Origin of the sequence: Kitasatospora sp. NPDC089797 (assembly GCF_040684795.1) — a bacterium.
Taxonomy (GTDB): Bacteria; Actinomycetota; Actinomycetes; order Streptomycetales; family Streptomycetaceae; genus Kitasatospora.
This window is the reverse complement of the sequence record NZ_JBFBGS010000070.1, coordinates 27,702-43,374: the sequence shown is the minus strand read 5'-3', so window position 1 is coordinate 43,374 and position 15,673 is coordinate 27,702. Positions and strand designations below refer to the sequence as shown.

Below are 15,673 nucleotides of genomic sequence, written 5' to 3'. Positions count from 1 at the left end.
CCGCGCCGACGACTTCAGCCGCGCCTTCCGCACCGCCTACGGCCTCTCCCCCCGCGACCACCGCCGACAGGCCCTCACCACCGCCACGGAAACGGAGGCGCCGGGGTGAAGCACCGCCCCGGGAACGGAGCGTGACGTTCCGCCGACGGACGGTCAGCGGGCGGGATAGGCTCCGAAGCGGCCGGACGGACTCACGATCACGCGTGGAGGCGGGCATGACGTCGTTCGGGCGGACCCTGCGGCTGCTGCGCCGCCGTGCGGGAGTCTCCCAACCGGCTTTGGCCGCGCGGGTGTTCGTGTCCCAGTCGACGATCAGCCGGTTCGAGTCGGGCGGCCGGACGCCCGATCCCACGCTGGCCCGCCTGCTCGACGAGGCGCTCGCGGCGGGCGGGGCGTTGGCCGCCCTGCTGCCGGCGGACCCGGAGCGGGCCGCCTTCGAGGCCCGCCGACCGGGCCTGGTGGACCGGACGACGATCGCCGAGGCGGAGTCGGGCCTCGTCGAGCTGCGCAAGCGCGAGGACGCCTCCTCCTCCGCGGACGTCACGCCGATGGTGGCCGCGCGGGCCGAACTGGCGGTCCGGATGGCGAAGGACGCGCCGTACGCCCTGCGCGGTGCGGCGATCGCCGCGGCCGCGATGGGGGCCGCGTACCTGGGCTGGTGCCACTTCGTCGCGGGACGCTACGAGGCCGCGGAGCAGACCCTGGACCGCGCGGTGGCCTACGCCTACGAGTCGCAGGCCCCCGACCGCCTGGAGCGCACCATGAGCTACCGGGGCGTGCTGGAACTGGTGTGGGGCAGCCCGACCGCCGCGGCGTCCATGCTCGGCGCCGCCCGCCGCGACAGCCGGGCCCACCCGGCGCTGCGGGCCTACGACGCCGGGCAGCAGGCCCGGGCGCTCGCACACGCCGGGGAGACCCGCGAGGCTGACCGGCTGCTGCTGGACGCCGACCGGCTGGCCGACCGGATCGACTACTCCGATCTGCCGGTCGGCGCCTACTGGTACACCCCGGGGTGGCTGGCCCTGCGCCGGGGCGTGGCGATGCTGGCCCAGGGCCGCCTGTCCTCCGCGCAGCACGAGATCGAACAGGGCTACTCCGCCATGCCGCCGGAGCACCAGCAGGCCCACTGGGCGCGGCAGTGGGTGGACGCCCTGGCCGTCGAGCGGGCGCCCGCCGATCTGATCCTCCCGGCGCACCAGCGCGGCCGGAGCGACGCGCCCCCCTCCCGCGCGGCGCGTTCGCGCCGGCCCTGACCGGCCCGGGGGATCAGCCCAGGTCGATCACGGCGGCCCGGCCGTCGTGGTCGCCGGTGGTGACGGAACCCCGGTCGTACGCGTTCCCCAGGTCGACGGCTGCGCCGCACCGGCCGGCCCCGGTGACCACCACGGCCGTGCACAGCTTGTCCCGCGCGGAGTCGAACGACACGTAGTCGTGGGTGAACGACCAGGAGCCGTCGGGTTCGTGGTACAGGCCGGGCCGTTCGGCGCTGAGCGCGGCGGTCCAGACGAAGCCGCCGGCGAACCGGGCCGGGCCGAAGACCCGGCCGTGGTCGATGAGCGGCGCGAAGAACGGGGCGTCGGCGAAGGCGTGGTCCGAGGCGTGGGGCTGCTGGCGGTGCGGCGTGGGGGTGCCGTGGGCATCGGGGAGCAGCGCGTGGTAGCCGCTGGAATGTCCGGCACGCGACGGGAATCCGGCGCGTTCCATGGCGGCGGTGAGCTTTTCGACGGCCTGATGCGGGGTGGGGGAGGACCTGTCGACGAGAATGACATTGATCGGTTCGTCGAGCGTCTTCCCGTCGTACGGGTGGCCGAGCCAGTCGGAGATCGGGCAGTCGTCGGGGAATGCGCAGTGCTCCTTCAGCATCCACTTTCCGAGCGGGCCGAATTCCGAGGTCGGTGCGGTGTCCGTGGGCCGGGGCGGCGTGCTGGTCGGGCCGGCCGCCGACGCCGGTGCCGCGGTGAGCAGTGCCGCACAGAAGGCGGCGGCCAGTGCCATTGACCGGGTGCGTGTTCCCATGCCCTCTCCCTGGAGAAGTCGTCGGAGATCGCGGCGCGGAGGGTGTTCCGGTCGCGGATCCCCACCGTAGGGGCGGCGCCGGCCGGGCGGTGGACCGCGGAGCGGATCGGCATACTATTCCGCTTCGGCACAGTGGCCCGGCGGCGATTGACGGCGGCTCGACAAACGGCTGGGATGAGGGAAGTCCGCCGCAGCCGTGGAATTGCCGGAGTGCGCGGACGATCCACCCATCGATCACCTGGAAGGGGAGTTCCATGCGTTCCACGGGTTCCGTCCCGACCACCCGCCGGACGTCCGTGCGGGTCGGCGCGGCACTGCTCGGACTGGCCGCCGCGACGGCGCAGTTCGCGATCGCCGCGCCCTCCGCGTCCGCCGCCCCGGCCACCTCCGCCGCAGCCCCCGCGGCCGCCGGCGCGCCGTTCCGGGCCGGCGGCGTCGTCGAGGCGAGCGGGCAACTGGACGTCTTCAGCCGGGCCGCCAACGGCGACCTGGTGCGCAGCTACCTCTCGCCGTCCGGAACCTGGGCGGAGTACGACCTGACCGTCAACGGCGCGGCCCCCGCGCTCGGCGGCAACCCGGTGGCGGACGTCCGCCCCGACGGCACCCTCGACGTCTTCTACCGCGACGTCAACGGCCATCTGTCCCAGTCCTGGCTGTCCCCGGGCACCACCGCCTGGCAGACCGTCGACTTCTCGGCCACCGGTCGTGCCCCGCAGTCGATCACCGGCGATCCGGCCGTCCTGGTGCACCCCGACACCGTCAGCGTCTACACCGCGGACTCCGCCGGCGACCTGAACGAGTCCTACCTGAAGACCGGACAGCCGTGGGTCACCTGGGACATGACCAAGGCCGGGGTGGCCGGGAGCGTCACCGGTCAGGTGGCGACCGCCGTCCGCCCGGACGGCACGCTCGACCTGTTCTACCGCGGTGGCGGCGGCAACCTGGAGGAGACGTACGGCCCTTCGAACGGGAGCAGCTGGCAGCACTGGACGTTCCTCTCCCGCAACACCGGCAGCTGGCAGCCCAGTGCCGTCACGGGCACCCCGTCGATCGTCATCGACCCGGCCACCGGGAGCGAGCACCTCTTCGTCGCGGCGGCCGGCAGCGGCGACCTGTTGCACGCGGAGCTGCCCACGAGCGGGGGATGGCTCCTGAGCGACCTGACGGCGGCGGGTGCCGCGACCACCCTGGCGGGCAGTCCGTCCGCCGACATCCGGCCGACCGGCACCATCGACGTGTTCTACCGGGCGGCCCCGACCGACCACCTCTACCAGACGTACTACGGGTGGAACGGCGGCTCCAGCTGGGCGGGTTACGACCTGAGCGCCGGCTACGGACCGGCCGCGATCGCCGGGGACCCGTCGGCGGTGCTGGAGCCGCGGAGCAAGGCGCTCCACGTGTTCGCCCGGGCGGCCGCCGTGCCGCACCTGATCGGGGACGCCCTGCCGGCCAACAGCGTGTGGCGCAGCACCGACCTGACCGCGGGCGGCTTCGCGCCGGTGCTCGGCGGGAACTGACCCCGGCCCGGGACGCCCGGCCCCGGCGGGGGTGACGCGCGGACCGGCGATCCCGTACCCGGGGTCGCCGGTCCGTCTCCGTCGGGTCGCCGAGGGCCCGACCGTCAGGTCGGCCGGCTGGCGGTGAGCAGGTCGTGCAGCAGCGGCAGCAACTCCTCGGGGTCGGCCGCCGCGAGCTCGGCGAACGCCCCGCTGGAGCGGGCCAGGATCACCCCGGCGAAGGCGGCGGCCGCCAACTCGGCCCGCAGCTGGGGCCGGTCGACCTGCTCGGCGGTGAAGCGGTCGCGCAGCGGGTGCACCATCCGCTCGTAGAGGTAGCTGCGGGAGGCCTGCTGGACCTCGGTGTTGTCACCGGGCAGCACGGCGGCCTGGAAGGAGGGGCCGGGGCCGCGCTGGGTGAGCCGGACCAGCAGGGTGCGCAGCCGCTCCTCCTCCAGCAGGTCGGCCGGCGGCTCGGCGCCCAGTTCGAGCCGGACGGTGGCCAGGTAGAGCTGGGTCTTGCCGCCGAAGTAGCGGGCGATCAACGCCGGGTCCACGCCGGCCCGTTCACCGATCTCCCGGGTGGTGGTGCGGTCGAAGCCGCGCTCGGCGAAGAGTTCCAGGGCCGCCTGGATCAGCAGCTCGCGGCTGCGGGCGGCGTCCCGTCGCCGGGGCGGCGCGGGCTCGGTCCGGCCCTCGGTCCCGCCGGAGGAGCCGTCGGACGGGTCTTCGGAGGGCCCGGTGGCGGCCCCGGCGGCGGTCACCGGTCGGCCCCGGCCCGGAGCACGGGCACCTCGGCCTCGCCGGTCACGGCATCGGCGATGCTCTCTTCCACCATCAGCTCCTCGTCCACTCGCGCACCGCCGCGGGCGGTGGCCGCCGCGCTGAGCCGCGGCAGGACGATGGTAATCAGCCCGATCACCACCCACACCACGCAGCCGATCAGCGCCGCGTCGCGGTAGCCGCCGTCGGTGGGCAGCAGCTGCCCGGGCGCGGTGTGGGCCTGGAGCACGGCGCCGCACAGCGCGCTGCCGGTGGAGTAGCCGATGGTGCGCAGCAGTTGGTTGAAGCTGACCGCACTGCCGACCTCGCCGGCGGGCACCGCGGCGACGATCAGCCCCGGCATCACGGCGAAGGTGCAGCCGACCCCGAGCCCGGCGAGCGCCATCACCAGCAGGTGGCCCCAGAGCTGGTCGCGGGCGACCAGGAAGACCAGGACCGAGACCAGCGAGACGGCGCAGCCGATCGGCAGGACCAGGGCGGAGGAGGTGCGCCGGGTGAGGGCCGGCACCATCTTGCTGGACGCCAGGCTGGCGCCGGAGAAGGGCAGCAGCACCAGCCCGGCGACCACCACCGAGGCGCCCAGCCCGTAGCCCGTGGCGGTCGGGGTCTGGACGTAGCGGATCACCAGGGAGATCAGCAGGTACATCCCGACGCCGCCGACCAGCCCGGCCACGTCGGCGGTGAGCACGATCGGGTTGGTGAGGCTGCGCAGGTCGACCAGCGGGTGGGCGGTGCGCAGCTCGTGCCGGATCCAGGCGGCGAGCAGCAGCACCGAGACCGCCGCGACCGTCCAGAGCCGACCGCTGCCCCAGCCCCAGCTCTCGCCCTCGCTGAGCACCAGCAGGAGCCCGACCAGGGCCAGGCCGAGCAGCACCGTACCGGGCACGTCCAGTGGCCGCCGCTCGCGCGGCGCGGGCCGGGGCAGCACCAGGGCGGCGAGCACCAGGGCCAGGCCGCTGATCACGGCGCCGAACCAGAACCCGGCGTGGATGCCGAAGGACTGGGCGATCAGGCCGGTGATCGGGTAGCCGAGGCCGACGCCGGCGACGGTGGTGATGGACAGCAGCGCGACCGCCGAGCGGGACTTCTCGCCCGGCAGGGCGTCGCGTGCGGTGGCAATGGCGAGCGGGGTCAGGCCGACGCCGACGCCCTGCAGGGCCCGTCCGGCGATCAGCCACCAGAACCCGAGCGGCAGCGCGGCCAGCACGCTGCCGAGCACCACCACGGCGGCGGCCACCAGGGTGACCGTACGGCGGTCCGGCCCGTCGCCGAGCCGGCCCAGCACCGGGGTGGCGACCGCCCCGACCAGCATGGTGATGGTCAGCGACCACTGGGCCTCGGCGAGCGAGACGTGGTCGACGGCGGCGATGGTCGGGATCATCGGGGCGCCGAGGCTGCTGATCACCGCCACCACGGCGCTGAGGAACACCAGGACGGGCACCAGGGCCCGCTCGCGTCGCGTCGACAGGCCCGTTCGGGTCTCCATGGACGCGCCCTCCCTTGTCACAGATCGAGAATCCGAACCGGGGAGCGGGACGCCGTCCCCGGCCACCCCGGGGGCGCAGGTGGCCGAGGGATGTCATCAACCGATGTCATCGGATGATGTCTTCAGATGATGACATGCTGCGGAGGGCAGGTAGAAGCCGGGGCGGCCGTGGCATGCCTCACAGGCCGCCGGGGCCGCGGGGCCGGCTGTGCGACTGCGAGCCGGCCGGCCGAGCCGGCCCCGGATGGCGGAACACCCCGCCCGTCCGGCAGATTGGTCCAGACCAGATGCGGCCGCCTCGTACCGGCCTCCCGTACCGCCCGCCCGCTGTACCGCCCGCTGTACCGCCCGCCCTCCGTACCGCCCGCCGAGAACGAAGAGTTGACGAGTGATGGACGAACTCCCGGTCGACCTCCCCGTCGGGGCCCCGCCGCTCCCGCCCGTCCCACCGCTCCCGCCGGGTCCCCGGCCGGGCCGGGCCGGGGAACCGGCGATCTGGTCCCGCAACTTCCGGTACTACTTCACCGCCCGCAGCGCCGGCCTGCTCAGCTGGGCGATGCTGCCGGTCGCGGTCACGGCCGGGCTGCTCCGTGACGGGTACGGCCTGGACACCGCGGGCTACGCGATGGCCTTCCTGGTCGGCCCGTTCGCCGGGCTGGTGCTGTTCGGCGGGGTGCTCGCCGACCGCTTCACCGCCCGCCGGATGATGATCGCCGCCGACCTGGCCAACCTGGCCGCCCACGTGCTGCTCGCGCTCCTGTTCCTGCACGGCATCGACCACCTCTGGCAGCTGTACGCGCTGCTGGCGGTGACCGGCACCGCGAACGCCATGTTCCAGCCGGGTGCCGCCTCGACCGTCCCGCTGGTGTCCCGGGACGTGCAGGGCGCCAACGGGGTGCTGCGCACCTCCGAGGCGCTCACCGGGCTGGGCGGCCCGGCGCTGGCCGGTGTCCTGGTCGGGTTCGGCGACACCGGCTGGGTGATGGTGCTCTCCGGCGTCGCCTACGGCACCAGTGCGGCGTGCCTGGGGGCCCTGCGGCTCGGCGCGGTGCCCGCGCCGCCCGCCGCCCGGGGGCTGTGGCGCAACCTGGCGGTCGGCTGGCGGGAGTTCCGGTCCCGCAGCTGGCTCTGGGGCGTGATCGTGATCTGGATGGTCTTCGCGGTGCTCTCCTGGGGGCCGCAGCTGTCGGTGGCCGCCGGCGTGATCGTGCCCGCGCACGGGCCGGCCGCCTTCGGGCTGCTCAACTGCGCCCTCGGCGCGGGCACGGTGGCCGGGGGCCTGCTGGCGATCCGTTACAAGCCCGAACGGCCGTTGGCGGCCGGGGCGGTGGCGATGCTGACCTACCCGCTCTACCCGCTGGGCATCGTGCTCGGCTGGCCGGTCTGGCTGCTCGCTGCGGCCCAGGTCGCGGTCGGGGCCGGGGTCGGGGTGTGGGGCGTCATGTGGGCCACCAGCGTGCAGACCCAGGTGCCGGGCGAGGTGCTCAACCGGGTCCACGCGTACGAGGTCGCGGGTTCGGTCGGGATGTACCCGATCGGCAGCGCGGCGGCGGGCCCGGCCGTCCGGGCGTTCGGCACCGACCGGGTCCTGCTGGTGGGCGTGGCGGTCGCCGTGCTCACCGCCGTCGCCCTGCTGGCCGTCCGCCCGATCCGGACCCTGCGCCGGGTGCCGGACCGGGTCTGACCGCGGCGGTGCGCCGGGCTCACCCGCGGGGCAGCAGGGACTCCCACACGTCGCGCTCGGCGGTGGCCGACCAGACCACGTCGCCGTGGCCGTAGCCCGGCACCACCCGGTAGTCGACCCGGGCGCCGCCGGCCCGGACCAGCCGGGCGCCGAGGTCGTGGTCCCCGCGCCCCGACTCGGCGTTCACCCACACCACATCGGCCCGGATCGCCGCCCAGTCGATCCGGTAGGCATCGGTCCGGCCGGCCCAGAGCGCCGCCAGGTCGCGCAGCAGCGCCGTCGGTTGCAGGCCGCTGCCGAGCCGGGCGATCGCCTGCTGCCAGACCGGCAGCGGGGTGTGGGTGAGCGCGAAGCGGTCCTCGGCCGGGGTGGCGCCGAAGGTGTAGTGGCCGCCGCTGTGGCCGAGGTGGTGGATCCAGTTGGCGGGCCCGGGGAGCTCCCGGGTGCGGACCAGGGCGTAGTGCAGCAGCCCGAGGTTGCTGAACTGCCCTGCCCCGTCCGTGGGTCGGGGTAGGCCGCTGGGGCCGTCCGGGTCGGCGGCGGCGCGGGCGAACAGGCCCTTCAGGCCGGGGTCGACGGTGTGCCCGCCCGCCGCCAGCTGCTGCTGGAGCAGGTCGGTCAGGGCCTCGGCCCGGGCGGCCGGTTCCGGTTCCGTCCGCGGGTCGTAGGGGCCGGTGGTGTCGAGCACGAGGACCCGGCGCGGGGCGTCGTCACCGCCGCGGGCGGCGGCGGTGGCCAGCGCGAGGGCGGCCCCGGCGGAGTGGCCGAGCAGTTCGTACGGCAGCCCGGTGACGGACCCGACCGCGGTGACCACCCGGTCGAGGTCCGCCCGGTGGCCGTCCAGACCCCAGTCGGCGCACCGCGGGCCGATCCGGTCGGCGGTCAGCGCGTCCTCGCGTGGGGTGGTGCCGACGACCAGGTAGCCGTGGTCGGCGAGGAAGCGGGCGAGGCTGCGGCCCTGGGCGGTGCAGTAGTTGGCGGCGACGTTGAGTCCACCGCCCGGGAGCAGGTGGACCACCCGGTGCGCCGGACCGTCGTCGCCGAGGACGTCGACGGTGAGGGCGTCCCCCGCGCCGACCGGGACGACCAGTCGGCGGTGGCCGGGGCCGACCCGCAGCACCGTCGGGTCGCCGCACCCGAGTGCCGTGCCCAACGCCTCGACGACGTCCGTGCCCACCGCTGTTCCTCCCCTGCCCCGGTCGTTCGCGCCGCCGGACGGCGCTGAGCGGCGTCGACCGGCGTCGAACAGTGTGGCGCATGACCGCGGTCGGCGGCGAGGTAGCGTTGAGTAGAGATGGCATGTACGCTGCGTGTCGCTGGTTGAACAGTATGCGGGCCTGGCCGCTGCTCCGTGGGGGGAGTCACGCCCAGGCCCGGTCGCCGGCCTGGGCCCGGTCGCACTCGTGGGGGAGTTGCGGCCGGGCCCGTCGCCGGTTGAGTTCCGTATGCCCGCTCAAGAGCCCGCCCAGACATGACAATTGTCCAGCGGGACGGCGATTCCGGGCGCGTCCGTCCAGAACCGCAGGTGGCGGTCCGGTGCTCCGCCCCGCTCAGGCCGACCGCGCCGTGGTCGGGGTGTCGGCGCCCCGGAGCCGGGCGTCGCGCCGGGCGCGCCCGGGGGTGGGGCCGGTGCCGAGGACCCGGCCGTCCGCTCCGAGGGCGAGCCAACTGCCCGTCGGCGTCCCCTCGGGGGCCGGGGCGGCGAGGGCGGCGTCGAGTCCGGCGCCGGAGGGCGCCGGCAGCGGGAGCGGCAGGCCCTCGCGCCACTGGGCGGTGCTGCGTTCGCCGCCGGACCGGCGCCGCCAGTGGAGGTGCTGGACGACGATCAGCGGCCCCAGCGCGGTGAGCAGCGGGAAGCCGGTGGAGAGCAGGCCGAGGGCGAAGCAGGCGCTCACCGCGCTGGTCACCAGCAGCCCGGTGAGCGCGGCGCACCAGGCGGCCGTCCGGCCGTACGCCTTCGCGGCGACCAGCGGGAAGAGCACCAGCAGCAGCAGGTCGCCGAGGCCGACGGCGACCGGGTGCGGCCCGCCGGTGAGCGCCAGCATCGGGGCGAACGGCCGGTCGTGGACCTGCTCGAAGAAGCGCGTGGTGGTGTCGGTCAGCGTGCTGGCGACCAGGTCGTACCCGGTGAGCACGCCCGCCAGGGCGGCGGCGTGGGCGGCCCGCAGACCGCTCTGGGTCCAGAGGTTGGCGACACCGACCACGGCGACGGCGATCAGCAGGTCGCTGCCGGCCCGGGCGCCGCCGGGGTGGCCGGTGAGCGCGGCGAGCGCGGTGGCGGCGGTGCCGGCCAGCGCGGCCGCCCAGGACCAGCGCGCGGCCCGCGGCCCGGTGGCGGCGAGCAGCGGGGCGAGGGTGAACTGCACGGCCAGGCAGAGGACCAGGCCGAACACGGCGGAGACGGCCGCGCCGGGCAGCGCGGTGTACAGCAGCGGGGCGGCCACCACGCCGACGCACAGCACGGCGATGTCGCCGCCGGTGTACACCCCGACCGGCGGCCGGGGCATCCGGACCCGGGCGAGGTACCGGGCCGCGACGGCGGTCTCGACGGCGACGGCGGCGCTCAGCGCGGTGAGCGCGAGGGGGCTGACGTCCATTCAGTGCCTCCTGGGGCCGGGGTCGCCCACGCTCTCGAAGCTGTGTTCGCGCAGGTCGGCGCGGACGGGGGTGGTCGGCGGCAGGGCGGCCCGGTCCTCGTGCAGCACGATGTCGGACAGCCGCAGGCCGGCCGCCGCGGCCCGCTCCTCCAGCCGGCCGAGCAGGCCGGTCGCGGGCAGTCGGGGCACCAGCAGGTGCAGCCGGGCGGGGCCGTCCGGGCCCTCCGGCCCCTCGGTGAGGGCGTACCGGGCGGGCAGCGGGACCTCCGGCTCGGCCTCCACCAGGTCGAGCACCTCCCGGGCGGTGACGACGGTGCTCAGCGGGCCGGTCCAGCGCCCGAGGATCTCGGAGGTGGCCGGGAGGTGGGCGAGTTCGCAGTCCGGCGGCCCGGCCGGGAGGCGGACCAGGTCGCCGGTGGCGTAGCGCAGCAGCAGGGTGCACTCCCGGTAGGGCACGTACGGGGTGTGCACCACCGTGCCGGTCCCGCCGGGCGCGGTCGGCTCCAGGGTGACCGGGTCGAGCACCTCCAGGTGCCCGAACTCGGTGGTGTGGTGCAGATGGCCACGGGTGCACGGGGTGGCGCCCGAGGGCAGGATCTCGGTCATCAGGTACCCGGAGGAGACGTCGGCGCCGAACGCCTCGGTGGCCCGGCGGCGCAGCGGCGCGGACAGCACCTCGCCGCCGACGCTGATCGACTCCAGGCCGAAGTCGCCGCCGTGCCACTTCCGTTGCTCGGCCTCCTGGACGAGTGCGGCCAGGTAGGAGGCCGAGGTGGTGAGGTGGGTGACCTGCGGGGACCGGCCGGGCAGGCCGAGCGGGGCGGCGAGCCGGTCGAGCGCCAACGCCGGTTCGATGGTGCCCAGTTGGACGAAGGCGGCACCGGCGCGGGTGGTCGACTCCTCGGCGTAGAGCAGCGGCAGGGTGGCGCGGGAGCAGCCCGCGTAGGCCACGGTGTGGCGGGGGCGCAGGCCGAGGCCGAGCACGGCGGAGATGGTGCTGAACGCGATCGCGCCCTCCATCTCGGCGCGGGAGAACCAGACCGCGGTGGGGGTGCCGCTGGTGCCGGTGGTGAGGGCCATCAGCGCGGGCGCCGACGCGTCCGAGACGAAGGCGGCGGGCAGGGCCCGCAGCGCCTGTTTGGGGGTGACCGGGACGCGCGCCCAGTCCTCGGGCTCCAGCGTCGCCGGGTCGAGGTCCAGGGCGGCGAACAGGCGGCGGTAGTAGGCGGTGTGCCGGGCGGCGGTGCGGGTGGTGGCGCGCAGGCTGCGCCGGGTCACCTCGCGGCGCAGCTGGGGGTCGACCTGCCCGGCCCGGCCGGGCAGCAGTGCGGAGTCCTCGCCGGGTTCGCCGAACTCGGCGATGGTGGCGACCAGGTCGCGGGCGAGCCGCTCCAGGTCTCGCGGGCGGATCCGGCGGTTCGTCAGGATGGCTGCGCCGTAGCGTAGTTGGCTCAGTGCGGTCGCGAACACGGGCTGCTCCCCGGGCCAGGGTCGGACGGTCTGTCACCCGGCCCTGGCCGGGGTCGGCCGGGTCAGGCCATGTGCAGGAACATCGCGGCGGTGAGGGTGCTGACGGCGTACTTGAGGTAGTGCTTGACCATGCTCGGTTCCTCCTTCGGGCGGGCGTACGGCCGGGGCGGCCGGGCGCGCGGCGGTGTCGTCCGCGGCCGTGGAGCGGCCGGCGGGCAGCGGCAGTCTAGGGGCGGTTCGGGCCCGTCGAACAGCCCATGTGCATGAGTAATTCTCCGATGATTCATCTCAGTTGTCCGCGCGGGGGCTGTGGAGCGCGGACGCTAGAAGTCCCAGGCCGGGAAGGAGTAGTCGTCCCACAGGGCGCGCTCGTCCTCGTGCGGCGCGTACCGGACGCTCGGTTCGAGGTCCCAGATCCGGGTCGCCCGGTCGTCCGCGGTGTACTCCGGCCAGCCCGGCTCGCCCCGGCGGGCGAAGTCCGTCCAGGCGCCCATCATCCGGTCGGACAGCCGGGCCAGCGCGGGCCGCTGCTCGGCGACGGTCTGCGCGCCGCGCGGGAACGCGCTCAGGTCCAGGCCGCCGAAGACGAACGGCAGTTCCAGGGTGTGGGCGGCCCCGAGGTTCTGCGCGGCCGGCAGTCCGTCCTGGTAGGGCACGTGCCAGTCGAACTGGTACACGAAGGTGGGCCGCCAGTGGGACTGCGCCTCGGCGAGCCGCAGGGTGGGCACCCGCTCGGTCTGGTCGGTGAGCATGGCGTTGACCACCCGGCCCTCCGCGAGCCCCGGCCGGTTCGCCGCGTAGTGGTCGTACATCTGCTGCTTGCGGTCGGCGAGCACGGCGGGCAGGGTCCGGTAGGCGCTCAGCGGCAGGTTCAGCACCGCGGGGTTGAACAGCGCCCAGTAGTCGGTCTCGTTCTCGTTGGTGCCGGTCATCACGTCGACGTGGCGGGCGCTGCCGGCCGCGATCCGGTCCACCACCGGGCCGGGCACCAGTGCGCCGTCGATGTACGGCCCGAAGAACACGGCCGCGGCCGGCCCGGACAGCCCGCCCTGGGCCTGTTCCTGGAGGTCCAGGACCTGGCGGGTGGTCAGCCGGTCGAGGTCGGCGACCGCGTGGATGCCGCCGGTCGCGAGGACGTGCGCGGCGGCGCGCTGGGCGGAGCCCGCGGTGTGCACCAGGTAGCCCGGCCCGCTCTCGATGATCGCCCGCCGGAACAGCCGCTCCGGGTGGTCCCCGGCCAGCAGCGCGCTGATCGAGATGGCGCCCGCCGACTGCCCGAAGACGGTGACGTCCGCCGGGTCCCCGCCGAAGGCGGCGATGTGCCGGCCGACCCACTCCAGGGCCGCCTGCTCGTCGCGCAGGCCGTTGTTGCCCGACCCCGCGTAGGCCGGGTCCAGCCCGCCGAGTTCGGTCCAGCCCAGGATGCCGAGCCGGTAGTCCAGGTTCACCACCACCGCGTCACCGCGCACGGCCAGCCGGCCGCCGTCGAACACCGCCTCCTCGGCGCTGCCCAGTTGGTCCGCCCCGCCGTGCAGGAACACCATCACCGGCCGGTGCCCGCCGCCGGTGCGCGGTGCCCACACGTTCAGGTGGAGGCAGTCCTCCACGCCCTCGCCGCCGGCGCTCAGGTCCTCCGGGCAGCCCGGCTTGGCCTCGGTGGCGGCCAGGGTGCCCCGCCAGGGCGCGGCCGGCTGCGGCGGCCGGAACCGGTTCGCGCCGGTCGGCGCCGCCGCGTACGGGATCCCGAGGAAGGCGCAGCGGCCGTCCTGCGCCACCCCCGCCACCCGGCCCAGCGAGGTCACGGCGCGGCAGCCGCGCCCGTCCGGGCCGGGGCCCTGGGCCCCCTGGGCCTGCGCCGTGCCGATCGTCGGGGCCAGCGCCAGCAGCGTGGCCGCGGCCGTCGCCGCCCATCTCTTCACCGTGTGCACGCGCACCTTCCGGCACTCCTCCGCGTCCGCACGCGTAGCCCCCGGGCGGGGCCGCGCCGTGCTCTGCGGCCAAGCCTGGCGCCCGGCCTGACACCGTGTCATAGGCGCGCGGGTGGAGCTTCCCGGTCTCCACCCGGGGATGGAGGCGGGTGGAGACGGCGGCCGGGTGCCCGGCCACCGTCTGCTCTCCACCCGGACGTGGCGCCGGGTCAGGCGGTCGGGCTGAGGGTGGTGTCCAGCCAGTCGAAGGTGACCTGCTGGAACCGCGCCATCGCCCCCATGTGGCAGTGCTCGCCCGCGCCCTCGGCCTCGGGGAGGGTGACCAGGGTGTTCGGGCAGGTCAGTGCGGCCCGGACGCGCTGGGGCTCGCCCCGGAAGAACTGGTCGTCCTCGGCGTCCAGGATCAGGGTGGGGCAGTCGATGAGCTGGGCGATCCCGGTGAGGGTGTACTCGGCGGTGCGGCGGATGTAGTCCGGGGCGGAGGTGGCCCCGAAGGTCCACACCCCGTTGCGCAGCGCCCAGCGGAGCTGGGTGCTGACCTGCTTCAGCAGCTCCAGGACGGGGACGGCGAGGTCGTCGCGCCCGCTCTCGACCCAGTCCCGCAGGAACGGCGGCATCATCCGGGTGTGGGCGTCGTGGTAGTCGAACAGGCCGTCGTTCAGGACCAGGGCCGCCAGCCGGTGCTCGTGGGCGGCGGCGCGGGCGGTGAGGTAGCCGCCGAGGCTGTAGCCGAGCAGGGCGATCCGGCCGGGGTCGATCTCGCTGCGGGTGAGCGCGTAGTCGATCACCGGGGTGACCACGGCCTCCCAGTCGGGGCGGAAGGTGAGTCCCTGCTCGCGCAGCGCGGCACCCTGGCCGGGCCCGTCGTAGGCCAGCACGTTGTAGCCGCGGCGGATCGCGGCCGCGCCGACCACGAACCAGGCCTCCTCCAGGGTGGAGTCGAAGCCGCTGGTGAAGACCACGGTGGGGCGGGGGAGCCCGGAGTCGTCGACCAGGAAGAGGTAGCCGGGCAGGGTGGTGTCCTGGTACGGGATCCGGACCGCCTCGACGGGGGTGTCCAGCAGCGTCGAGGCGGTCGCGAAGGTTTCCCGGGAGGCGGTGGAGAGCGCCTTGACCTCGGGGTCGTGGGCCGGGTCGTCGCGGCGGTAGAACTCGGCGGTGCGGTAGTAGTTCGAGGCGCGCAGCAGGGCCTCGCGGGCGCTGACCCGGTGGCCGGCGGCCAGTGCGGCGGACCCGATGGCGTGGACGCGCTGGGCGGTCCGCTTCCACTCGCGCAGCCAGGCGTCCTCGTCACCCTCGGGGACGTTGCGGAGGGTGGTCAGGACCTCGCCCAGGTCGGAGCCGCCGTCGTTGGCGAAGCCGGCCGCGCGCAGCGCCTCGAAGGAGAAGGACTCGTCCTCGTACAGGAATCGCATGGTGCACCCCAGACCGTTTGTCGAGACGGAACCGTTCCGTCTCGCCTTCGGGTTCGACGATAGACCTCGCCCAGTCGAGACGCAACCGTTCCGTCTGAGGTAGGTTCGGGGCATGCCCAGAACCCCCGCACCCCAGCCGCCGACGCCCGCCGCCCCCGACCGCCCGTCCGGGCGCAGGCTCCCCGGCGGGCCCGTGCTCCAGGACTCGGTGACCGAGGCGATCGCCGCCGCGTTCTTCGAGGAACTGGCGGCGACCGGCTACGCCCGGCTCTCCCTGGAGGCGGTGGCCAAGCGGGCCGGGGCGGGCAAGGCGGCGATCTACCGCCGCTGGTCGTCCAAGCTGGAGATGACGGTCGACCTGGTCTCCGCCGTCGCCGTCGACGCCTCCGGGCCCGCCGACACCGGCACCCTGCGCGGCGACGTGCTCGCCTTCCTCACCGATGTCGCCGACGCCCTGCGCCGACCGCTGCCCGCCCGGATCATCCCCGACCTGATCGCCGAGGGGCACCGCACCCCGGAACTGGCCGAGGCGCTGTTCAGCGCCGTCCGCGACACCCGCCGGGGCAAGGCCGTCGAGCTCCTGGAGCGGGCCGTCGACCGCGGCGAACTCCCCGCCGACCTGGACCGCGGGACCGCCCTCGACCTGCTCGCCGGCCCGCTCTACTGGCGCCTCGCGGTCGTCCACACCCCGACCGCCCCCGACCACCTCGACCGCCTCGCCGACAAACTGATCGCGGCCTTCCGCGCGTAGGGCCCGCCTCCCGGATCCGGCGAGGATCCGGGAGACGGGCCCCGGGG

12 protein-coding genes are annotated in these 15,673 nt (G+C 75.3%); 4 read left to right on the top strand and 8 right to left on the bottom strand.

Annotated elements, in window-relative coordinates; translation table 11 throughout:
- Positions 1 to 215 precede the first annotated feature (215 nt).
- Positions 216 to 1,253 carry a helix-turn-helix transcriptional regulator gene (locus AB0O91_RS37520; RefSeq protein ID WP_363442996.1) on the top strand — a complete coding sequence of 346 codons (1,038 nt, stop codon included), beginning with the start codon at positions 216 to 218 and terminating at the stop codon, positions 1,251 to 1,253.
- Between the two features lie 13 nt (positions 1,254 to 1,266).
- On the opposite strand, the gene AB0O91_RS37515 is transcribed toward AB0O91_RS37520, so the two are convergent.
- A complete protein-coding gene (locus AB0O91_RS37515) occupies positions 1,267 to 2,016 on the bottom strand; it encodes a hypothetical protein (RefSeq protein WP_363442994.1) in 750 nt (249 codons plus the stop codon).
- 254 nt (positions 2,017 to 2,270) lie between these two features.
- Between AB0O91_RS37515 and AB0O91_RS37510 the strand changes: the two genes are divergently transcribed.
- The gene (locus tag AB0O91_RS37510; protein WP_363442992.1) at positions 2,271 to 3,533 is read left to right on the top strand and encodes a hypothetical protein; all 1,263 of its coding nucleotides are present in this window, start codon (positions 2,271 to 2,273) and stop codon (positions 3,531 to 3,533) included.
- Positions 3,534 to 3,637: 104 nt separating this feature from the next.
- On the opposite strand, the gene AB0O91_RS37505 is transcribed toward AB0O91_RS37510, so the two are convergent.
- Entirely contained in the window at positions 3,638 to 4,276 is a 639-nt protein-coding gene (locus AB0O91_RS37505) for a helix-turn-helix domain-containing protein (RefSeq protein WP_363442990.1), read from the bottom strand.
- Positions 4,273 to 5,781, bottom strand: coding sequence for an MFS transporter (locus AB0O91_RS37500; protein ID WP_363442988.1), 1,509 nt, complete (start codon positions 5,779 to 5,781; stop codon positions 4,273 to 4,275). Before AB0O91_RS37500 ends, AB0O91_RS37505 begins: the two co-directional genes overlap by 4 nt.
- A gap of 391 nt (positions 5,782 to 6,172) precedes the next feature.
- Here AB0O91_RS37500 and AB0O91_RS37495 point away from each other — a divergent pair, with 391 nt between their 5' ends.
- Positions 6,173 to 7,465 carry an MFS transporter gene (locus AB0O91_RS37495; RefSeq protein ID WP_363442986.1) on the top strand — a complete coding sequence of 431 codons (1,293 nt, stop codon included), beginning with the start codon at positions 6,173 to 6,175 and terminating at the stop codon, positions 7,463 to 7,465.
- A 19-nt stretch (positions 7,466 to 7,484) separates the two neighbouring features.
- Here the strand turns inward: AB0O91_RS37495 and AB0O91_RS37490 are convergent, their stop codons facing one another.
- The 5 genes from AB0O91_RS37490 to AB0O91_RS37470 all read right to left on the bottom strand — a co-directional run bounded on the left by AB0O91_RS37490 (position 7,485) and on the right by AB0O91_RS37470 (position 14,875).
- On the bottom strand, positions 7,485 to 8,642 hold the full coding sequence (locus AB0O91_RS37490; RefSeq protein WP_363442984.1) for a hypothetical protein: 1,158 nt from the start codon (positions 8,640 to 8,642) through the stop codon (positions 7,485 to 7,487).
- Between the two features lie 373 nt (positions 8,643 to 9,015).
- Positions 9,016 to 10,062, bottom strand: coding sequence for a hypothetical protein (locus tag AB0O91_RS37485; protein ID WP_363442982.1), 1,047 nt, complete (start codon positions 10,060 to 10,062; stop codon positions 9,016 to 9,018).
- Complete coding sequence (locus tag AB0O91_RS37480) at positions 10,063 to 11,532, bottom strand: phenylacetate--CoA ligase family protein (RefSeq protein WP_363442980.1); 1,470 nt, start codon at positions 11,530 to 11,532, stop codon at positions 10,063 to 10,065.
- A 323-nt stretch (positions 11,533 to 11,855) separates the two neighbouring features.
- Positions 11,856 to 13,466: a carboxylesterase family protein gene (locus AB0O91_RS37475; RefSeq protein WP_363442978.1), complete on the bottom strand. Its 1,611-nt coding sequence runs from the start codon at positions 13,464 to 13,466 to the stop codon at positions 11,856 to 11,858.
- Between the two features lie 203 nt (positions 13,467 to 13,669).
- On the bottom strand, positions 13,670 to 14,875 hold the full coding sequence (locus tag AB0O91_RS37470; protein WP_363442976.1) for an alpha/beta fold hydrolase: 1,206 nt from the start codon (positions 14,873 to 14,875) through the stop codon (positions 13,670 to 13,672).
- Between the two features lie 112 nt (positions 14,876 to 14,987).
- Between AB0O91_RS37470 and AB0O91_RS37465 the strand changes: the two genes are divergently transcribed.
- A complete protein-coding gene (locus tag AB0O91_RS37465; RefSeq protein WP_363442974.1) occupies positions 14,988 to 15,626 on the top strand; it encodes a TetR-like C-terminal domain-containing protein in 639 nt (212 codons plus the stop codon).
- Positions 15,627 to 15,673 lie beyond the last annotated feature (47 nt).